The organism is Pseudogemmobacter humi, assembly GCF_900609055.1.
Lineage (GTDB): Bacteria > Pseudomonadota > Alphaproteobacteria > Rhodobacterales > Rhodobacteraceae > Pseudogemmobacter > Pseudogemmobacter humi.
Window position 1 is genome coordinate 48,795 of sequence record NZ_UXAW01000075.1, and the last position, 18,394, is coordinate 67,188.

20 protein-coding genes and 1 tRNA gene are annotated in these 18,394 nt (G+C 67.1%); 6 read left to right on the forward strand and 15 right to left on the reverse strand.

Features of this window, described 5'->3' with window-relative positions; genetic code table 11:
- Positions 1 to 1,154 precede the first annotated feature (1,154 nt).
- Positions 1,155 to 1,238, reverse strand: a tRNA-Leu gene (locus tag XINFAN_RS12590).
- A 40-nt stretch (positions 1,239 to 1,278) separates the two neighbouring features.
- A complete protein-coding gene (ypfJ, locus tag XINFAN_RS12595; protein ID WP_124087223.1) occupies positions 1,279 to 2,142 on the reverse strand; it encodes a KPN_02809 family neutral zinc metallopeptidase in 864 nt (287 codons plus the stop codon).
- Positions 2,143 to 2,302: 160 nt separating this feature from the next.
- Between ypfJ and XINFAN_RS12600 the strand changes: the two genes are divergently transcribed.
- The gene (locus XINFAN_RS12600) at positions 2,303 to 2,770 is read left to right on the forward strand and encodes a disulfide bond formation protein B (protein WP_124087224.1); all 468 of its coding nucleotides are present in this window, start codon (positions 2,303 to 2,305) and stop codon (positions 2,768 to 2,770) included.
- 34 nt (positions 2,771 to 2,804) lie between these two features.
- Here XINFAN_RS12600 and XINFAN_RS12605 read toward each other — a convergent pair whose 3' ends face one another.
- Entirely contained in the window at positions 2,805 to 4,001 is a 1,197-nt protein-coding gene (locus tag XINFAN_RS12605) for a deoxyguanosinetriphosphate triphosphohydrolase (RefSeq protein ID WP_124087225.1), read from the reverse strand.
- 80 nt (positions 4,002 to 4,081) lie between these two features.
- Here XINFAN_RS12605 and XINFAN_RS12610 point away from each other — a divergent pair, with 80 nt between their 5' ends.
- Positions 4,082 to 4,444 (forward strand): HesB/IscA family protein, encoded by a 363-nt coding sequence (locus XINFAN_RS12610; RefSeq protein WP_124087226.1) that lies wholly within the window; start codon positions 4,082 to 4,084, stop codon positions 4,442 to 4,444.
- A gap of 48 nt (positions 4,445 to 4,492) precedes the next feature.
- On the forward strand, positions 4,493 to 5,116 hold the full coding sequence (locus XINFAN_RS12615) for an FMN-binding negative transcriptional regulator (protein WP_124087227.1): 624 nt from the start codon (positions 4,493 to 4,495) through the stop codon (positions 5,114 to 5,116).
- Here the strand turns inward: XINFAN_RS12615 and XINFAN_RS12620 are convergent, their stop codons facing one another.
- From XINFAN_RS12620 to XINFAN_RS12650, 7 genes are all read right to left on the reverse strand, one after another.
- Entirely contained in the window at positions 5,117 to 5,848 is a 732-nt protein-coding gene (locus XINFAN_RS12620; RefSeq protein ID WP_124087228.1) for an SDR family oxidoreductase, read from the reverse strand. It lies immediately after the preceding gene.
- A complete protein-coding gene (locus XINFAN_RS12625) occupies positions 5,848 to 6,165 on the reverse strand; it encodes an antifreeze protein (RefSeq protein WP_124087229.1) in 318 nt (105 codons plus the stop codon). The genes XINFAN_RS12620 and XINFAN_RS12625 overlap by 1 nt, the downstream gene beginning before the upstream one ends.
- A gap of 112 nt (positions 6,166 to 6,277) precedes the next feature.
- A complete protein-coding gene (locus XINFAN_RS12630; RefSeq protein ID WP_124087230.1) occupies positions 6,278 to 7,945 on the reverse strand; it encodes an amidohydrolase in 1,668 nt (555 codons plus the stop codon).
- 72 nt (positions 7,946 to 8,017) lie between these two features.
- Entirely contained in the window at positions 8,018 to 9,043 is a 1,026-nt protein-coding gene (locus XINFAN_RS12635; RefSeq protein WP_124087231.1) for an extracellular solute-binding protein, read from the reverse strand.
- 59 nt (positions 9,044 to 9,102) lie between these two features.
- Complete coding sequence (locus XINFAN_RS12640; protein ID WP_124087232.1) at positions 9,103 to 9,906, reverse strand: ABC transporter permease; 804 nt, start codon at positions 9,904 to 9,906, stop codon at positions 9,103 to 9,105.
- Positions 9,899 to 10,828, reverse strand: coding sequence for an ABC transporter permease (locus XINFAN_RS12645; protein WP_124087233.1), 930 nt, complete (start codon positions 10,826 to 10,828; stop codon positions 9,899 to 9,901). Before XINFAN_RS12645 ends, XINFAN_RS12640 begins: the two co-directional genes overlap by 8 nt.
- A 5-nt stretch (positions 10,829 to 10,833) precedes the next feature.
- Positions 10,834 to 11,868 carry an ABC transporter ATP-binding protein gene (locus XINFAN_RS12650; protein ID WP_435530870.1) on the reverse strand — a complete coding sequence of 345 codons (1,035 nt, stop codon included), beginning with the start codon at positions 11,866 to 11,868 and terminating at the stop codon, positions 10,834 to 10,836.
- Positions 11,869 to 12,201: 333 nt separating this feature from the next.
- On the opposite strand from XINFAN_RS12650, the gene XINFAN_RS12655 reads away from it, so the two are divergent.
- Positions 12,202 to 13,245: a cytochrome-c peroxidase gene (locus XINFAN_RS12655; protein WP_124087235.1), complete on the forward strand. Its 1,044-nt coding sequence runs from the start codon at positions 12,202 to 12,204 to the stop codon at positions 13,243 to 13,245.
- A 24-nt stretch (positions 13,246 to 13,269) separates the two neighbouring features.
- Here the strand turns inward: XINFAN_RS12655 and XINFAN_RS12660 are convergent, their stop codons facing one another.
- From XINFAN_RS12660 to XINFAN_RS12670, 5 genes are all read right to left on the reverse strand, one after another.
- A complete protein-coding gene (locus XINFAN_RS12660; protein WP_124087236.1) occupies positions 13,270 to 14,319 on the reverse strand; it encodes an AbrB family transcriptional regulator in 1,050 nt (349 codons plus the stop codon).
- Positions 14,320 to 14,538: 219 nt separating this feature from the next.
- The gene (locus tag XINFAN_RS12665; RefSeq protein WP_124087237.1) at positions 14,539 to 15,363 is read right to left on the reverse strand and encodes a L,D-transpeptidase; all 825 of its coding nucleotides are present in this window, start codon (positions 15,361 to 15,363) and stop codon (positions 14,539 to 14,541) included.
- A 209-nt stretch (positions 15,364 to 15,572) separates the two neighbouring features.
- On the reverse strand, positions 15,573 to 15,749 hold the full coding sequence (locus XINFAN_RS21745) for a hypothetical protein (RefSeq protein WP_160144608.1): 177 nt from the start codon (positions 15,747 to 15,749) through the stop codon (positions 15,573 to 15,575).
- Positions 15,746 to 15,907: a hypothetical protein gene (locus XINFAN_RS21750; protein ID WP_160144609.1), complete on the reverse strand. Its 162-nt coding sequence runs from the start codon at positions 15,905 to 15,907 to the stop codon at positions 15,746 to 15,748. The genes XINFAN_RS21745 and XINFAN_RS21750 overlap by 4 nt, the downstream gene beginning before the upstream one ends.
- Positions 15,904 to 16,491: an RBBP9/YdeN family alpha/beta hydrolase gene (locus XINFAN_RS12670; RefSeq protein WP_124087238.1), complete on the reverse strand. Its 588-nt coding sequence runs from the start codon at positions 16,489 to 16,491 to the stop codon at positions 15,904 to 15,906. Before XINFAN_RS12670 ends, XINFAN_RS21750 begins: the two co-directional genes overlap by 4 nt.
- A gap of 192 nt (positions 16,492 to 16,683) precedes the next feature.
- Here XINFAN_RS12670 and cuyA point away from each other — a divergent pair, with 192 nt between their 5' ends.
- Entirely contained in the window at positions 16,684 to 17,685 is a 1,002-nt protein-coding gene (cuyA, locus tag XINFAN_RS12675) for a D-cysteate sulfo-lyase (protein ID WP_124087239.1), read from the forward strand.
- On the forward strand, positions 17,685 to 18,389 hold the full coding sequence (cuyB, locus tag XINFAN_RS12680; protein ID WP_199286416.1) for a cysteate racemase: 705 nt from the start codon (positions 17,685 to 17,687) through the stop codon (positions 18,387 to 18,389). Before cuyA ends, cuyB begins: the two co-directional genes overlap by 1 nt.
- The last annotated feature ends 5 nt before the right edge of the window (positions 18,390 to 18,394 follow it).

Genomic DNA, 18,394 nt, shown 5'->3' on the forward strand with positions numbered 1-18,394 from the left:
TACGCGCAGGTTTCGCTCCGATACTGTCGCCGGAATGGAAACAGGAGCGATCAACCCTGGGAAGAAGCGGGGCTTCAGAAAAATGGCATGAATGTGTCGAAGCCGGGGCAGACGGGTTGCCGTTCCGTCACCAGTGAGACGATTTTACACATAATTATTCCGCCTGGCCAACGCCTGACCCGGCAAAAAGCGAATCATTCCACATTCGCATGGCATAGGGTCTCGCCGGAGAGAGGCCGCGATCACCGTCTTTTCGCCACCTGCGCTTCCCGGGGGGATCCCGGCAGGAAGACCGGGCGGGATATGCGGCAGGCTATGCGATACATACTTTAGATATCAAAGAAATCGTAAGAATGAAAGCCCTCTTTTTCGGCGGAGATTTCGCCGCCGCCCGAGCGGGCAACCTCTGCCCGCGCCCGCCAGATCCTGGAGGATCCTGCCCCCCGGCGCCCGAAAACCAAAAGCAGCCCCCCTGCCCCGCCTTTCTCATCTGGTTCCCGAGGCCGGACGGCCGGTCGGAACCGCGACAACGCCAGGGCCATGGCTGCAAACCTGATGCCGCGGAACCTGCCCGCGCCTCGCTACTCCGCGCCTGGCAGGAGACAGGGCTGTGCGCGGACCGGAGCGGATATGCGCTTTCGAGGATCCCCCGGACCCTTGAGCCACCCCGCGTTCCGGCATCTGGACAAACGGCCGAATGCCCAGGTGAAGCCCCCTCTGCATCCGCGCCGACGCCTGCCTGCACGGCGGGGCGCCGGAACAGATGCCGGGGAGCCCTGGGCGACGCCGCGGAACCCCTGCGACGGGCCGGACATCCGAGGTTCCCCGCCCACATCCGGGCGATCGAGCTGAAATACTCCGGCAGACTGAAAGAAGCGGGCTGTCAGCTCGTTCCCGTTCGACTTAGCGCCCGAACGCGGGCCCGGGGGGTCGGCAGGCCGGCTGCACCCATGCTCAGTTTCAGGCCATCACAAACCGGAGCCCTGAGATGGCGGCCTTCGTCGCAAGGCGAATCGAAAGCCCTGTCAAAAGCTGATCAAATCATGCTGTAACAAAAGACAGAACGTATCCGTGGGAACAGAGCATGGGGATGATTGCCCTGATGACATCGGGGGAACCAACGAAATTCGTCAATTCCCCCAATCATATCAGCGTGGTACCCGAGGTCGGACTCGAACCGACATACCTTGCGGTGGCGGATTTTGAATCCGCTGCGTCTACCATTCCGCCACTCGGGCCCTGCTCAGCCTCTAGCGGGCGGCCCGGCCCGCGTCAACATCAGAGCGCATCGGCCGAGAAGGTGTCGCAAGCGGCGATCTTTCCGCTGCGCAAGCCGGTCTCGAACCAGCGCTCGCGCTGTTCCGAGGTGCCGTGGGTGAATGTATGCGGCATCGGCCGGCGGCCGGCGTTCCTTTGCAGCGTATCGTCGCCGATCCGGCGCGCGGCGTTCAGCGCCTCTTCGAAATCGCCGCGCTCGACCACGCCGAGGCTTTGGGCCGCCTCGCGCGCCCAGATCCCCGAGAGACAGTCGGCCTGCAATTCGATCATCACCGAGATCCGGTTCGATTCCACCTCGCTCACCTGCTGGCGGACCGAATTGGCCTTCGACAGGATCCCGAGTTCGTTCTGCACATGGTGGCCGATCTCATGAGCGACGACATAGGCGGCGGCGAAATCGCCTTTCGCACCGAGCTGATGCTCCATGGTGACGAAAAAGCCGGTGTCGAGATAGACCTTCCTGTCGGCCGGGCAATAGAACGGCCCCGTCGCCCCCGAGGCGCCGCCGCAGGGCGACTGCGTGCCGTCTTTGAACAGGACCAGCGTCGCGGGCGTGTAGCGCCGGTTCAGCTGATCGGCGAAGAGCCGGGTCCAGATCTCTTCGGTATCGGCCAGCACCACCGAGACGAACTCGCCCGCCGCCTCGTCCTCGGCGGTGATCCCGACCGGGGCACCCGAGGACCCCGCGCCGGGCTCGATCTGGTTCAGAAGCTGCGCCGGATCGACGCCCAGAAGCAAAGCGATGACGAAGACCGCCACGAGGCCGATCCCGCCCACGCCCGCCGCGCCGCCCGCGCGCATGCCGCCCCCGGCGCGGCGGCGGTCCTCGATGTTGCGGCTGCCGCGACGGCCTTTCCACTGCATGACTGCCCCCTGACTTGCACCGGGGGCGAATCTAGCGCCCGGCCGGGCGGCGCGAAAGCCCCGTCGCATCCGGCGGCGGCGGGCCGCGCGAAGCCGTGACTTTTCCTTGCCCGCCGGAGAGCTTAAGACGGTCCGCGACGCGCCCTGCCCGGAGATCCGCATGAAAACCCTCGCACTCACCCTGGCCGGTCTGGGATCGGCGGCGATGCTGGCGGCGGCCTTTGCCTTTCAGTATCTCGGCGGGCTTGCGCCCTGCCAGCTGTGCCTGTGGCAGCGCTGGCCGCATGCGGCGGCGGTGCTGGTGCTGGTGTTGTGGCTGGTCACGCGCTGGCGGATCTGGCCCTGGATCGGCGCGCTGGCGGCGCTGGCCACCGCCGGGCTGGGGCTGTTCCATGCCGGGGTGGAACAGGGCTGGTGGGAATTCGTCTCGACCTGCACCAGCGGCTCGGTCGCCGGGATCTCGGCCGCCGATCTGATGGATCCGTCGAAAGCGGTCGCGCCGCCGGTGCGCTGCGACGCGATCCCATGGTCGTTCATGGGCCTGTCGATGGCGGCCTGGAACGCGATCGCCTCGCTGGGGCTGGCGGCGCTGTGGCTGTCCGGCGCGGTGCAGAAGGCGCGCCGCTGAGGCGGCCGGCCGCGCCTCAGAGGCAAGCCGGCGGTCAGGCGCCTTCGGTAACCGGGGCGCAATCGAACAGGCGCGCGTGTTCCTGGATCGCGAAACGGTCGGTCATCCCGGCGACGTAATCCGCCACCACACGGGCGAGCGCGGTCTCGTCTTCGGCGCGGGCGACATCCTCGTGCCATTCCGGCGGCAGCAGGGCGGGCTGCTCCATGAACAGCGGGAAGAGCGCATCCATCACCCCGGTCACTTTCGCCCGCACTTCCATCACCGAGGGTGCGCGATACATCCGGTGGAACAGGAAGCTGCGCACCGCCTTCAGCTCCTGGTAGAGCGGTTTCGAGAAGCGGATGATCGTCGTACCCATATGGCGGATCTCGTCCACCGACTGCGGCTGCGCGGCGGCCAGCCGGTTCTGCGCGACATGGATCACATCCTCGACCATGCGGCCGAAAACCCGGCGCAGGGCCTCATGCCGGCGGCGCATCTTCTCCAGCCCCGGATACAGCCGGTCCACCTCCTCGAAGGCGGGGCCTGCAACCGGCAGATCCATCAGATCCGTCTCGTCGAACAGACCCGAGCGCAGCCCGTCGTGCAGATCGTGATGCGAATAGGCCACGTCGTCGGCGATGGCCGCGACCTGAGCCTCGGCGCTGGCGTGGGTGGAAAGCTCCAGATCCCAGGCCGCGTTCACCTCGGCCAGCGCATAGGGCAGATCCTCCGGGTCATGCGCGTGTTTCGGATCGGCGTTCGGGCCGATCACCGGGCCGTTGTGCTTGGCGATGCCTTCCAGCGTCTCCCAGGTCAGGTTCAGCCCGTCGAAACCCGCGTAATGGCGTTCCAGCCTTGTGACGATGCGCAGGGCCTGGGCGTTGTGATCGAAACCGCCGTAAGGCTCCATCAGCCGGGCCAGCGCATCCTCGCCGGTATGGCCGAAGGGCGTATGGCCAAGGTCATGCGCCAGCGCGATCGCCTCGGCCAGATCGGTGTTCAGCCCAAGAACCCCCGCGATGGTGCGGGCGACCTGGGCCACCTCGATCGAATGGGTCAGGCGGGTGCGGTAATAATCGCCCTCGTGTTCGACGAAGACCTGGGTCTTGTGTTTCAGCCGCCGGAAGGCCGAGGAATGGATGATCCGGTCGCGGTCGCGCTGGAAGGGCGAGCGGAAGGTGCTCATGCCTTCGTCGAAAAGCCGTCCGCGCGAGGCATCGGGCTGGCAGGCATAGGGGGCAAGCATGAAGTTCGGGGTTCCCGGCTTGTTCGTCTCTCTCGCCCCTCCTATATTCGGGTGATGCGCCGAAAGATACCGGAACAGCCATGGAACTGACGCTTCCCCCTGACGCCGCCCCGTTTGCCGAGGCCCCTCCCCGCGTGACCGACCGCGCTTTCGCGCGGCTGGCCGAGATCTGCGAGACGACCGGCGAAGCGAAGGCGCTTCGCGTCGGCGTCTCGGGCGGCGGCTGTTCGGGGTTCCAGTATGAGATCGCGCTGGATGAGCCCACGGCCGAAGATCTGGTGCTGGAGAAGGACGGGCACAAGGTGCTGGTCGATCCGGTCTCGCTGCCGTTTTTGCAAAACGCGGTGATCGACTTCACCGATGAGCTGATCGGCGCGCGCTTCGTGATCGAGAACCCCAATGCCGCGAGTTCCTGCGGCTGCGGCACCTCTTTCTCGATCTGAGCTTGCATCCCTGCGGCCCGGGGGCAGAATGGCGCCCGGAGGCCCGCCATGTATATTCCCGCGCATTTTCAGGAAATCAGCCGCGATGAGATCGCGCGGGTGGTCGATCACGCCCCCCTCGCCTGTATCGTCGCGCAGACCGCCGAGGGGCTGATCGCCAATCATATCCCTTTGCTTTCGGCGCCCGATGGCGGGCTGATCGGCCATCTGGCGCTGGCGAACGACATGCACCGGCTGATCGGCGAGGAACAGGAGGTGCTCGCGGTGTTTCGCGGCGAGGACGCCTATGTCTCGCCGAATTTCTACCCGTCGAAGCCGGAGCATCACCGCCATGTGCCGACCTGGAATTATCAGGCGGTGCATGTCCATGGCCGGATCCGGTTTCAGCATGACGATCACGCGAAACGCGCGGCGGTGGGGCTGCTCACGCGCGCTCACGAGCGGCGGCTGAACGGGGCCCTGGCCTGGCGGATGGCGGATGCCCCGGCGGATTACATGGCGACGATGCTGGCGGGGATCGTCGCCTTCCGCATCGACGTGAGCCGGGTGCTGGCGAAATCCAAGCTGAGCCAGAACCGGGAAGCGCGCGATTATCTCGGCGCCATCGAGGGGCTGCGCGCCAGCGGGCAGGACGCGATGGCCGGGACGATGGAGCGGCGTCTGGCAGAGTGATCAGCCGCGCCCGAGCCAGGGCATGTCGCGCGCCATGATCGCGACGAAGGGCATGTTCACATCGGCGGGCATCCCGGCCATATGCACCACCGTGCGGGCGACATGCTCCACATCCATCACCGGCTCGGGGCGGATCGAGCCATCGGCCTGCTCCATCCCCTTCGCGAAACCCGCCGCCATATCGGTCGCGGCATTGCCGATGTCGATCTGGCCGCAAGAGATGCCGAAACGCCGCCCGTCCAGCGCCAGCGTCTTCGTCAGCCCGGTGACGGCATGTTTCGACATCGTATAGGGCACCGAGCCCGGGCGCGGCGCATGGGCGCTGACCGAGCCGTTGTTGATGATCCGCCCGCCCTGCGGGTTTTGCCGCCGCATCAGGCCGAAGGCCGCGCGGGCGCAGAGGAACATGCCGGTGATATTGGTCTGCGCGAGGTGCAGCCAGTCGTCGGTCGCAATCTCGTCGATGGGCGCGGGGGCGAGGAAGATCCCGGCATTGTTGAACAGAAGATCGAGCCGCCCCCATTCGGCTTCGATCCTGGCGAAGGCGGCGTCCACATCGGCGGGCACGCCCACATCGCCGGGCAAGATCAGCGCGTCGGAGCCTTCGGCGGTCTCGCGCAGGCGGGCCTCGTTCCGGCCCAACAGCGCCACCTGCCATCCTGCGGCGATCAGCGCGCGGGCCGTCGCACGGCCGATCCCGGCCCCTGCCCCGGTGATCAGCGCCCTGCGCATCAGCCGCTGCGCTTCGCCAGCCGCCCGGCATTGGCGTGGGTGCGGCGGCTCACCGGGCGCAAAGCCGCCTCGGCCACCCCGGCGGCAGAGGCGCCCTTCATCACCGCACGGAAGGCGGCGGCCTGGGATTCGTGCATGGCCTGGATCTTTTCCGTCACCATCCGGCTGTTTTCCTGCGGCGTGACCGGCCAGAGGCCGAACATGCCGAAAAGCCGCATCGCCATCACCGCCTGGGCCTCGGCCAGCATGACCGAACTGCGCAGCCCGAGCCGGATCATCTGCGCCGGAGAGGCCGGAACGAAGGGAAACATCCGCATACCTTTTCTTTGCCCGGCCTCGCGCGGACGGAAAGCCAGTCTACCCGCCTGCCCGGCAGGCGCAATCGCGCATCCCGGGCGCGCATCCCGGGGTGACGTAGCGTCATCCGTCTCAGCCCCAGCCCTCGCCCGCCCAGGTGATCCGCCCGCCGCAGATCGTCAGCGCAACTTCCGTGCCGCCGATCTCTTGCGGCGCGAGGCTCTCCAGGTCGGCCTCCAGCAGCACCAGATCCGCCGCCAGCCCCGGGGTCAGCCGCCCGGTGACATGATCCATATGCGCGGCCCAGGCCCCGCCCGCGGTATAGGCGTGAAGGCTGTCCATGAGCGAGAGCCGCTCATCGGCGCAATCCGCCGAATAGGGCTGCCGCGTCAGCGCCGCCTGGAGGCCCCGCATGACGGACACATCCGTCACCGGCCAGTCCGAGGCATAGGCCACCGGCGCGCCGTGATCCCTGAGCGTCTTCCAGAGATAGGCATCCTTCCAGCGCGCGGCGCCGATCCGTTCCAAAGTCGGCTCCAGCGGGAAATCCATCGCGCCGGGGGGATGCGGCGGTTGCAGGCTGGCGGTGATCCCGAGCGCGCCGAGGCGGGGCACATCCGCGCGGTCGATCAGTTCGATATGCTCGATCCGGTGGCGGGAATCGCGGGGGCCGTTCTGCTGCCGCGCCGCCTCGTAGCCGTCGATCACCACCCGCACCGCGCCGTCGCCGATGGCATGGACCGCGATCTGAAGCCCGCGCCGGTCGATCTCGGCCGCCAGCGGGTTGAACACCTCGGGCGGGAACAGCGGCACCGAGCGGTGGCCGGGCTGGTCGGGATAATCGTTCAGCATATAGGCGGTGCGGCTGTCGACCACGCCGTCCATGAACATCTTGACGAAGCCCGATGACAGCCAGTCGTCGTTGAAATCGCGCGCCATCGCTTCGGCGCGGTCGAGTTCCGAATGTTGCATATGCGGCTTGTAGTGGAACGGCACCCTGACCCGCGCGAGCAAGCGGCCCTCGCGCTGCAATTCGCGCAAGAGTTCCAGCGTGTAGCGGTTGCCGTCCATCATCACCATCGAGGTGATGCCGTAGCGCGCGCAATGCTTTTGCCCGGCCTCGAAATACAGCTTGTCCTCGTCGCGTTCGGCCTCGCCGGGCCAGGTCGCGGGTTCCGCCCCGGTAGCGATGCCGAGGTTGATCCGCTCCAGCCCGCCAAGGGCGATCACCGGGCCGAAAGCCTCGAACTCGCGCAATTCTCCGGTCGCGAGACCGTCCTCGCCCATCACCACCTCATGGCCCGGCGGCGTGGCATGGCCGTCAAGGATCCCCGCCGCGCGCAGCGCCGCGGTATTGGCCCAGACCGTGTGATGGTCGTGCGAGGTCATGGCGATCGGGCGGTCGGAAATGATCGCATCCAGATCGTGGCGCGAGACCGGATGATCCAGCATCGCGTAATCGGCGCCCTGCGCCATCAGAAGCGCCCGGTCGGGGTTCTCCGTGGCGAATTTCAGGAAGGCCGCGCGCAGTTTTTCGGGCCCGTGCAACCCGCCCACGTAAAGATCGGCGAGTTCCGCGCCGCCGAGGCCCAGATGCAGGTGGCTTTCCACGAAACCCGGCAGCAAAGTGCGCCCGCCCGCGTCGATCACTTTCGTCTCCGGCCCGGCCAGGGCCGCGATCTCCGCCGCCGCTCCCACGGCGAGGATCCGGCCCTCCGCCACCGCGACGGCCGCGGCCCGGGGGCGTTCCGGGTCCATGGTCAGAACCTTCGCATTGGTCAGGATCAGATCGGCCTGCATCGCATTCTCCATCACTCAGAAGGACGGCCCCGCGAAGGGGCCGTCCGGTCGCTCAGCCGCGCAAGGCGCGCGTCACTTCATCAGTTCGGTCCAGATCGCGGTCATATATTCCTGGGCCTTCGGCGAGCAGGTCAGCAGGAAATGACCGGCGGCCTTGTGCTCTTCGGCGATCTCTACCTCGGGCGCGCCGCGCATCTCTTCGGGCAGGAAGGGCTCCGACCCGGTGATGCCGTTCGCGTAACGGGCATGGGCCGAGATCAGGGCGGCATTCTCCGGCAGCATGATGAAATCGAGGAACTTGTAGGCGCCGTCGACATTGCGGGCGTCGCTCAGGATCGCGACCGAATCCATGAACAGCGGATAGCCCTCGCGCGGATAGCCGAAGGCGACGTCGGGATTGTTGATGCGCGAGCGCAAAGCCGCGCCGTTCCAGTAGACGGTGGCCGCCCAGTCGTTGTTCGACATCTTCTCGGTGGCGCCGTAATCCATCGAGATCCAGTCGGGCTTGGCGGCGATCAGCGCGTCGCGCGCTTTCTTCAGCACCTCGGGATCCTCGGAACAGGTCTCGCCGCCGAAATACCAGACCGCCATATTGACGATATCGTTCATCTCGGGCGTGACGTTGATCTTGCCCTTCAGCTCGTCCGGCACGTCGAGCCAGAGCGCCGAGGTGTTGATGTCGCCCTTGTAGACGCTGGTGTTGACCATGATCCCGGTCGAGCCCCATTGCCAGGGCACCGAATGCGCCCGGCCCGGATCCCATTCGACATCCTGCCATTCGGGGGCGATATTGCCGATATTCGCAAGGCGCGAATGATCGAGTTCCTGGATCAGCCCCTCTTCGACGAAGATCGGCAGATAATTGGCCGAGGGCACCACCAGATCGAAGCCATGGCCGCCGGCGCGGATCTTGGCCAGCGCGGTGTCGTTCGAATCGTAATCGGTGACGGTGACCCTGATCCCGGTCTCGGCCTCGAATTTCTTCAGCAGTTCGGCACTGGTGTAATCGCCCCAGTTATAGAGCTGCAACACCCCCTCGGCGGCGGCGAAAGATGTGGTGGCGCAAAGGATTGCGACCGTTCCCAGAAGTGTTTTCATGTTTCTCTCCCTGTGGATGTTGCGGCTGCGGCGACCCGGCCCGGCCGGATCGGATCGGATCAGTCCTTCTTGCGGTTGACGAGGAAAAAGGCCGTCAGCAGCAGCACGGTCAGGACCAGAAGCGCGGTCGAGATCGCATTGACCTCGGGCGTCAGCGTGCGGCGAAGCTGGCCGAGCATATAGGTCGGCAAAGTATCCTGGCCGGCCGATTTGACGAATTCGGTGATCACCACATCGTCAAGGCTGATGACGAAGGCCAGCATCGCCCCGGCCGCGATCCCCGGCGCCAGCAAAGGCAGGGTCACATGGCGGAACGCCTGCCAGGGGCTGGCGTAAAGATCGGCCGCCGCGGTTTCCAGGCTGAGATCCATCCCCTCCAGCCGGGCGCGGATCGGCAGATAGGCGAAGGGCACGCAGAAGGCGGAATGGGCCAGGATCAGATAGCCGAGCCCCTGATAGCCGGTCCAGGATTTGATCACCCCGAAGAAGATCAGCAGCGCCACCGCCGTCACGATCTCGGGCACCATCAGCGGCTGGTTGATGAAGGCGTAGATCGCGGTCTGGCCGCGAAAGCGCCTGCGCCGCGTGGTGCCGATCGCCGCCATGGTGGCAAGCGTGGTGGCGATGGCGCTGGCCGAGGCCGCGATCAGCAGGGATCGCATGGCGGCGCCTTTCACCACGTCGTTCTGCCAGGCCTCGACATACCAGCGCAGCGACCAGCCCTGCCAGACCGAGAGCACCGAGCCGGCGTTGAACGAGAAGAAGACCAGCGTGAAGATCGGCAGATAAAGCGCAAGGAATACCGTGACCGCCGTGAAGGCGAAGCCGGGCAGGCGCGAGACTTCGAAACTGCGGTCAGCCATGCGGGGTGTCCTCTTTCGTGGCCGCGCGCACATAGATCAGCATCGCCAGCATGACGACGATCAGCAGCGCGATCGACAAGGCGGCGCCCAGGGGCCAGTTGCGGCCCTGGCCGAACTGAAGCTCGATGAAATTGCCGATCATCATGTTCTTGCCGCCGCCCAGCACCCGCGGCGTGACATAGGCGCCGAGCGAGGGGACGAAGACGAGGATCGAGCCCGCCACGATCCCGGGCCTGACGATGGGCAGGATCACATGGCGCAGCACCTGCATCCGGCTGGCGTAAAGATCATAGCCCGCTTCCAGAAGCCGCATGTCGAAACGGTCGATGGCGGCAAACAGCGGCAGCACCATAAGCGGCAGATAGACATAGGCCATGCCGATCAGCACCGCGGTATCGGTGTTCATGATACGCAGCGGCGCCGCGATCACCCCGATTGCCAGCAGAACCTTGTTCAGGATGCCCTCGTTACGGATGATCTCGGTGATCGCGAAGGTGCGGATCAGCAGATTGGTCCAGAACGGGATGGTGATCAGGAACAGCCACAAGGCGCGCGCCTTCGGCGGGCGGGTGGCGATGAACCAGGCGGTCGGAAAGCCCAGCGCGAAGGTGATCGCCGTGGTCAGCAGCGACAGTTTGACCGAGCGCCAGAAGATCGTCAGATGCGCATCGGCCAGCTTCAGCGTGTCATCGAAAATGTCACGGCTGAACAGGATGCCGACCCAGCCCGAGGTCGAGAACTCCCAGCTCACGTCGCCGTATTTGCCGGGCGTGAGGAAGGAATAGACCAGAACGATCAGCAAGGGCCCCGAGGCGGCGATGAACAGAAGCACCAGCGCCGGGGCCGAGAGCAGCCAGCCGTTGCGGGTGGCGGCCCGGCGCTGGCGATCCTCGGCTTCGCTCAGGCGGGGGGGCGGGCTCATGGCGCTCACTCCCGGATCAGCCGCGCCGCCCCCGGCGCGAAGCCGAGGCCGATCCGCTGGCCGGGCGCGTGGCCGGAATGGCCGTCGGCGGGGCTCGGCACCCGGGCGGTCAGTTTCGTGCCGTCCTCCAGCGCCAGATGCACATGGGTGTCGGTGCCGAAATAGACCACGCTTTCCACCGTGGCGGGCAAGGCGCCATCTGCGGCGGCGGGCAGCAGCCGCAGTTGCTCGGGGCGGATGATCAGCAGGCTGCCTTCGCCCTCTGCGGGCAATACCGTGCCATCGGCCAGCTTAGCCCCGCCCGGCACCGCAGTCGCCGGGATGAAATTGGTCTCGCCGATGAAATCCGCGACGAAACGGTTGACCGGGGCGGTGTAGATCTCGCGCGGGACGCCGATCTGCTGAATCTTCCCCGCGCTCATCACCGCGATGCGGTCCGACATGGTAAGTGCTTCTTCCTGGTCGTGGGTGACGAAGACGAAGGTGATCCCGGTCTCGGTTTGCAGGCGTTTCAGCTCGACCTGCATCTCTTTGCGTAGTTTCAGATCCAGCGCCGAGAGGGGTTCGTCGAGCAGCAGCACCTTGGGCCGGGGCGCCAGCGCCCGGGCCAGCGCCACCCGCTGCTGCTGGCCGCCCGAAAGCTGGCCGGTCCTGCGCCCGGCCAGAGCCTCCAGCTTCACCAGCGCCAGCATCTCGCGCACGGTGGCCGCGATCTCTGCCCGCGGGCGGCCCTGCATCTTCAGCCCGAAGCCGACATTCTCGGCCACGCTCAGATGCGGAAACAGCGCATAGGACTGGAACACGGTATTGACCGCGCGCCGGTTCGGCGGCTGGCCGGTGACATCCTGGCCGTCGATCAGGATCTGCCCCGCCGTGGGCATCTCGAACCCGGCGATCAACCGCAGAAGCGTGGTCTTGCCGCAGCCCGAAGGGCCGAGCAGGGTGAAGAACTCGCCGGTGCGGATCTCGCAGGAGACGTTGTCCAGCGCCTTCAGCGCGGTTTCGCCCTGACCAAAGGCCTTGGTCACGTCCCTTGCCATGATGGCTGCGTTCACGCTCAAGATCGGCCCCGCTGTCCCGGTGATTTTGATCATATTGCGGGGGCCAAAGCCGATCAGGCAAGAAAAATCCGGCGCCGGGCGGCAGAATCCGCCATCTGCCCGGGATGGCGCGGATTATCCGGGCATTTTCCCGGCGCTGCCCGGCGGCGCCGGACACATTCCCTGCAAGAGGCTGACGCGCGCGGCAACCTCTTAACCCATCGTTAAGAGGTTTCCTGATCTGTTCAGAATTAGAATTGATCCAGATCATGGCCCGGACCTGCGCAAGCCGCGAGAATGGATCAGCGCGAACGCCAGCTAAACGGAGCAAGCATGAGACGTATCCTCCTCCTGACGCTCGTCACGACGGCCCTTTCGGGGCTGGCCGCATCGGCGAACGAATTGCGCGACATCGCGCTGGAGACCTTCAAACCGCTGCCCTCGACGGTGCCCGCCGTTCCGGGGAACCCTGCGACGCCGGAGAAGGTCGATCTCGGCAAGGCGCTGTTCTTCGACCCGCGGCTTTCGGCCTCGGGCGTCTTCAGTTGCTACAGCTGCCACAACCTGACCACCGGCGGCGACGACAATATGGAAACCTCGGTCGGCCACGGCTGGCAGAAGGGTCCGCGGAACTCGCCCACCGTGCTGAACGCGGTGCTCAACGAGGCGCAGTTCTGGGACGGCCGCGCCGATGACCTCGCGGCCCAGGCCAAAGGGCCGGTGCAGGCCAGCGTCGAAATGGCCAACACGCCGGAAAACGCCGTCGCGACGCTGAAATCCATGCCGCAATATGTGGAATGGTTCGCCGCCGCCTTCCCGGGCGAGGAAGAGGCCTTGTCCTTCGACAACATGGCGAAGGCGATCGAGGTGTTCGAGGCCACGCTGATCACCCCCGCGCCCTTCGACGCCTGGCTGAACGGCGACGACAGCGCGCTGAACGAAGAGCAGCTCGCCGGGCTTCAGCTCTTCATGGACAAGGGCTGTTCGTCCTGCCACTCGGGCGTGAACGTCGGCGGCCACGGCTATTATCCCTTCGGCCTGATCGAGAAACCCGGCGCCGAAGTGCTGCCGCCCGACGACAAGGGCCGCTTCGCGGTGACTGAGACGGTGGACGACGAATATGTCTTCCGCGCCGCGCCTTTGCGCAACATCGCGCTGACCGCGCCCTATTTCCACTCGGGCAAGGTCTGGGATCTGTCGGTGGCGGTGGACATCATGGCCGAAAGCCAGCTGGGCGAGGAGCTCAAGCCCGAAGAAACCGCGCAGATCGTGGCTTTCCTCGGCAGCCTGACCGGCACCGTGCCTTCCGTCACCCTGCCGGTGCTGCCGGCCGAAACCAGCACCACGCCGCATCCGACCACGATGGTCGTGCAGTAAGACCGCAAGACCCGGGGGCGGCGCTCAACCGCCCCTCTGACCGGACCCGCGCCGCTCGATCAGCGTGAAGACGAGCGGCGCGGCCACGATCACCACCAGAATGCGCACCACATGGTGCAGGGCGACAAAGGCCACATCGGCATGGATCGCCAGCGCGATCAGCCCCATCTCGGTCAGCCCGCCCGGCGCCATCGCCAGTAGCGCCTGCTGCGGATCGGTACCGGTGGTCAGATACATGATCTGCCCGAAGACGACCGCCGTTCCCAGCACCAGCACCGTCGAGCCGAGGCTGAGCGCCCCCGCCCGCCGCAAGGCCGCCAGCGGCACGCCGCGGAACCGGCAGCCCAGCACGGTGCCGAGGATCACCTGTGCCGCATTGACCAGCACCGCAGGCGGCGCGCTTTCCGACACCCCGGTCAGATGCAGCCCCGCCGACAGCGCCAGCGGCCCGAGGAAGGTCGGCGCCGGCCAGCGCAAAGCCTTGCCCAGAAGGCTGCCGAACACCGCTGCCGCCAGCAAAAGCACCGCCTCCTGCCAGGCCAGCGGCCCGCCGGACAAGGCCGCTGCGCTCCCCACCTCATGGCCCAGCACCAGCCGGAACCAGACCGCGATCAGCGCGATGGTGACGACGATGCGCAGGCTGTGGGCCAGGATCACCGGCTCGGGCCGCCCGCCCTTCGCCTCGGCCAGTTCGATCATCTCGGCCAGCCCGCCGGGCATCCCGGCGAAAAAGGCGGTGCGCCAGTCGTAGCCGCCGGCGAAACGATACCAGGGCACGCTGATCAGCCCGACGACCAGCAGATAGACGATCAGGATGCCGAGCGTTCCGATCCAGGCCCAGGCGTGCTCCAGCACCTCCGGCGCGAAACGCGAGCCAAGAAGCACCCCGATCACCGCCACCACCATCGGGCGCGCGCGCCCCGGCCCCAGCACCGGCAGCCCTCCGATCGAAGCCGCCATGGTGGCGAACAACGCCCCCAGCATCCAGGGCAGCGGCAGGCCAAGCGCCCAGAACAGGAAGCCGCCCCCCATTCCAAGAAGCAGGCCCAGAGCGTAATGCAGAAATCTTCTCAAGACATCGGTTCCGTCGTTTTCGGGGACACCAGACTGCCGGTCCCGGGCTCAGAGCTGTTGCGCGGGAATCGACCCGGCCATCCTGCCGATGCGGCGCCGGATGTCCAGGCCGCGCGCCCGCACCGCAGCCTCCCCCGGATCAGCGTGGCGAAGCCGATGGCCCTGGCCCTGAAGAGACCGCGGCGCGCAACCGATCTGCGCGGCGCGATCTCTCCGGTCTCAGTTATAGGGACTTTCGGGGAAACCGCCCGGATAGGCCGGGACATAGCCCGGATCGGAATAATCCGGCACCTCGGCGACCTGCGCGGGCGCGGTGAACGAGGCCCCGCTATAGGGCGTGGTGGTGGGGGTGTATTCCCCGAAGCCCTGGGCGCTCTGCGCCTGGGTCAGCACGATCACCTTCGCCCCCGGCGTGAAGATCGAGGCGAGATGGATCGCATCCTGATTATACAGCCGGATGCAGCCCGCCGAGGTGGCATGGCCGATCGAGGCGACCTCGTTGGTGCCGTGGATGCGATACATCGTGTCGCGTCCGCCGCGATAGAGATAGATCGCCCGCGCGCCTAGCGGGTTTTGCAGCCCTCCCGGCAGACCGTTGCGGTAGGGGCCGTACATGTCGGGAAATTCGCGGATCATATTGTCGGTCGGGCGCCAGCCCGGCCAGTCGCGCGCGAATTGCGCCACCGCCGCGCCCGAGAACGAACGGCCCTGGTCGCCCACCGCCACCCGGTAGCGGATCGCCCGGTCGCCCGGCAGCAGGAAATAGAGATAGCGCTGCCAGGGGTCGATCACCATGCTGCCGGGCGCCTCGGTGATGCGCACCGTGACCTCGCGGCGGATGTTCTCGTCGATCAGATAGCGCGGCGGGACGGCGGGGATCTGGAAACCGTTGTCCTCGACCGCGGCATACATGGCGAGCACCTCGGGCGCGACCTGCGGCCCCACGGGCGGCGCGGCGGAATCCGGCACTTTCGGTCCGCAGGCGGCAAGCAGGCCCGAGAGCGACAACAGAAGGGCCTGACGGCGGCCCAGAACCATATCCATACGACTTTCCTTTCCCGCCGGGCATGACGCATCGCCCGCGCCCCCGGGCTGCAATGGCAACCCGCCGGGGCGAAGCCGGTTCCGTCATGCGCCATAATCCGCCCTCCGGGGTCAAGCCCGGACCCGGACACGGAATCGCGAGGGAAAGGAAGCGCCCGCCGGAAAGGCGATCCGGCGGGCGCTGTCTGAAGACGGGCGGCGCTGGCCCGTCAGGGGCCCGGCACGGCGAGGAGGACGATGAGGCTCAGCAGCGCCGCCACCAGCGCATAGATCGCCAGGATGACAAACGAGGTCCTTCTCGGCGGCCCGCTCTTTTCCGAAGCCAGCGCGCGTTCCTCACCCGCGAGCAGCGCCGCGAGCGCCGGATCGTAGCCGTTGAAGATCATGGCACCCCCCGGGCTTCCGCGGTGACAGAAGGAGTGACGAGGGGACCGAGGAACGCCCCCCGCGGCGCCACCGTCACCGCCAGAACGCCGCCGAAGGCCAGCGCGAACAGCACCACCGGCAGCCGTCCGGGCTGCGGATCGCGAGCGGGCACCCTCATGATGCCGCAACCCTGCCAGGGCCGGTCCCCGCCCCGCTGCGGACAGCGAATGCCGGGCCACGGCGCGCGCAGAGCAGCGCGTCGCGCAGCGGTCTGCCCCCGGCCCAGGGCCCATAGCCCGAGGCCACGTTGACATGGCCCGCGAACCCCAGATCCACGAGTTCCGCCTCCCAGGCCCGCGCCAGTTGCGCGGCACGCGGAAAGCTCATCCAGGGATCGTTGCGGCTGGCGACCACGGTCGTGGGCAGATCCAGCGGCAGTTCCGGGATCGGGCCGAAATCGCCGATCCGGTCGGAGCCCGCCGTTTCCGCCGGCGCCACCAGCAGCGCCCCCGCCACCCGCAGATGCGGCCATTGCGTCAAAAGCCGCGCGATCAGCACTGCCCCCAGCGAATGGCCCACCAGCACGCAACCGGGATGCTGAAGGATCATCGCGGCCAGTTCGATCTCCCAGACCGCCGCCACCGGCCGGTGCGGGTCCGACAGTCCTGCCATCAGCGCATGCGGATCGCCGGCCGCCCAATGATGCTGCCAGTGCGGCGCGGGCGATCCGTCGAGGCCGGGAACGATAAGCGTTGTGATCATTGTCCTGGTCCTTTCGGTCTGCTGCAAAAGGCTACCATTCTGATCGTGATTATGAATTCCAAAGACCGCCCCCCGAACGGAACAGGATTCCCTTCCGGCCCGCGTATTTGGCGGGATCTCTCCCCTCATCGCGCTTGCGTCATGCGCGGCCTGGCTTAACATCGGGCAGCACCCCTGCCGATCGGACAGACCATGCACCTCGCCCGTTTTCCGAGAATCTTCCTTGCCCATCTGCCCACGCCGCTGGAACGGCTCGACCGGCTGAGCCGCGAGCTGGGCGGCCCCGAAATCTGGATCAAGCGCGACGACTGCACCGGGCTTTCCACCGGCGGCAACAAGACCCGCAAGCTGGAATTCCTGATGGCCGAGGCCGAGGCCATGGGCGCTGAGATGGTGATCACCCAGGGCGCGACGCAGTCGAACCACGCCCGCCAGACCGCCGCCTTCGCCGCGAAGCTGGGGATGAAATGCCATATCCTGCTTGAGGACCGCACCGGCTCGAACGACCCGGAATACAATCGCAGCGGCAATGTGCTGCTTGATCATCTGCATGGCGCGACCACCGAAAAGCGCGCCCCCGGCCCCGACATGAACGCCGAAATCGAGGCGATGGCGGCCGAACTGCGCCAGCAGGGCTGCCGGGTCTATACCATTCCTGGCGGCGGCTCGAACCCGACCGGCGCGCTCGGCTATGTCAACTGCGCCTTTGAACTGCTGGGCCAGCTGAACGACCGCGGGCTGCGCGTCGATCATATCGTCACCGCCACCGGCAGCGCGGGAACGCAAGGAGGGCTGATCGCCGGGCTGAAGGCGATCAGCGCCGGCATCCCGCTTCTGGGCTTCGGGGTGCGCGCGCCGAAAGAGCGGCAGGAGGAGAATGTCTTCGCGCTGGCCCGCCAGACCGCCGAAATGATCGGCGCCCCGGGCGCGGTCGCGCGCGGCGATGTGGTCGCCGATTGCGCTTACGTCGGCCCGGGCTACGGCATCCCGCGCGAGGATACGCTGGAGGCGATCCGCCTGTTCGCCGAACTGGAGGGCATCCTGCTCGATCCGGTCTATTCCGGCAAGGCGGCGGCCGGGCTGGTGGATTACTGCCGCAAGGGCCGGTTCACCCGCGACCAGCGGGTGGTCTTTCTGCACACCGGGGGTGCGGCGGGGCTGTTCGGCTATCGCGCGGCGCTCGATCCGGGCTGATGCGGCGGGTCGGCATCATCGGCGGCATGGGGCCGGAGGCGACGGTTCTCCTGATGCAGCGGCTGATCCGCGCGGTGCCCGCCACGGACGACGCCGACCATGTGCCGCTGATCGTCGATCAGAACCCCCAGGTCCCCTCGCGGCTGCGATTCCTGCTGGATGGCGAGGGCGAGGATCCCGGCCCGGTGCTGGCCGCCATGGCGCGGCGGCTGGAGACGGCGGGAGCCGGGGCGCTGGCGATGCCCTGCAACACCGCGCATCATTTCGCGCCGCAGATCCGGGCGGCGACCAGGCTGCCGTTTCTCGACATGGTGGAACTGGCCGTCGCGGCCGCACGCGATGCCGCACCGCCGGGCGGCCGGATCGGCCTTCTCGCCTCGCCCGCCCTGCGCCGGGTCGGGCTTTACGACCGCGCGCTGGCGCAGGCGGGGCTGACCGCGCTCTGGCCCGAAGACGAGAGCCCGGTTCTGGCGGCGATCCGCCGGGTGAAGTCAGGCGGCGCCGACCAGGCCGCCGCGCAGATGCTGCAAGAGGCGTCGGATTCGCTCGCCCGTCAGGGCGCAACGCTGCAAATCATTGCCTGCACCGAACTTTCGCTTGTCGAAGCCCCCGGCGGGCCGCAAGCTGAGCCGATCGACAGTCTCGACCTTCTGGTCCGGGCGATCGTCTCCTTCGCAAAGCCGGGCGACAGACCTGTGCCGTAACTGCA

What these genes read in the sequence shown, in the direction of transcription:
- XINFAN_RS12605 (WP_124087225.1), bottom strand. Translation starts at nt 4,001, where the DNA reads ATGCTTGCCCCCTATGCCTGCCAGCCCGATGCCTCGCGCGGACGGCTT.
- XINFAN_RS12640 (WP_124087232.1), bottom strand. Translation starts at nt 9,906, where the DNA reads ATGGCTGACCGCAGTTTCGAAGTCTCGCGCCTGCCCGGCTTCGCCTTC.
- cuyA (WP_124087239.1), top strand. Translation starts at nt 16,684, where the DNA reads ATGCACCTCGCCCGTTTTCCGAGAATCTTCCTTGCCCATCTGCCCACG.
- XINFAN_RS12615 (WP_124087227.1), top strand. Translation starts at nt 4,493, where the DNA reads ATGTATATTCCCGCGCATTTTCAGGAAATCAGCCGCGATGAGATCGCG.
- XINFAN_RS12645 (WP_124087233.1), bottom strand. Translation starts at nt 10,828, where the DNA reads ATGAGCCCGCCCCCCCGCCTGAGCGAAGCCGAGGATCGCCAGCGCCGG.
- XINFAN_RS12610 (WP_124087226.1), top strand. Translation starts at nt 4,082, where the DNA reads ATGGAACTGACGCTTCCCCCTGACGCCGCCCCGTTTGCCGAGGCCCCT.
- XINFAN_RS12600 (WP_124087224.1), top strand. Translation starts at nt 2,303, where the DNA reads ATGAAAACCCTCGCACTCACCCTGGCCGGTCTGGGATCGGCGGCGATG.
- XINFAN_RS12635 (WP_124087231.1), bottom strand. Translation starts at nt 9,043, where the DNA reads ATGAAAACACTTCTGGGAACGGTCGCAATCCTTTGCGCCACCACATCT.
- XINFAN_RS21750 (WP_160144609.1), bottom strand. Translation starts at nt 15,907, where the DNA reads ATGAGGGTGCCCGCTCGCGATCCGCAGCCCGGACGGCTGCCGGTGGTG.
- XINFAN_RS12630 (WP_124087230.1), bottom strand. Translation starts at nt 7,945, where the DNA reads ATGCAGGCCGATCTGATCCTGACCAATGCGAAGGTTCTGACCATGGAC.
- XINFAN_RS12665 (WP_124087237.1), bottom strand. Translation starts at nt 15,363, where the DNA reads ATGGATATGGTTCTGGGCCGCCGTCAGGCCCTTCTGTTGTCGCTCTCG.
- XINFAN_RS12655 (WP_124087235.1), top strand. Translation starts at nt 12,202, where the DNA reads ATGAGACGTATCCTCCTCCTGACGCTCGTCACGACGGCCCTTTCGGGG.
- ypfJ (WP_124087223.1), bottom strand. Translation starts at nt 2,142, where the DNA reads ATGCAGTGGAAAGGCCGTCGCGGCAGCCGCAACATCGAGGACCGCCGC.
- XINFAN_RS12670 (WP_124087238.1), bottom strand. Translation starts at nt 16,491, where the DNA reads ATGATCACAACGCTTATCGTTCCCGGCCTCGACGGATCGCCCGCGCCG.
- XINFAN_RS12625 (WP_124087229.1), bottom strand. Translation starts at nt 6,165, where the DNA reads ATGCGGATGTTTCCCTTCGTTCCGGCCTCTCCGGCGCAGATGATCCGG.
- cuyB (WP_199286416.1), top strand. Translation starts at nt 17,685, where the DNA reads ATGCGGCGGGTCGGCATCATCGGCGGCATGGGGCCGGAGGCGACGGTT.
- XINFAN_RS12620 (WP_124087228.1), bottom strand. Translation starts at nt 5,848, where the DNA reads ATGCGCAGGGCGCTGATCACCGGGGCAGGGGCCGGGATCGGCCGTGCG.
- XINFAN_RS12650 (WP_435530870.1), bottom strand. Translation starts at nt 11,868, where the DNA reads ATGGCAAGGGACGTGACCAAGGCCTTTGGTCAGGGCGAAACCGCGCTG.
- XINFAN_RS21745 (WP_160144608.1), bottom strand. Translation starts at nt 15,749, where the DNA reads ATGATCTTCAACGGCTACGATCCGGCGCTCGCGGCGCTGCTCGCGGGT.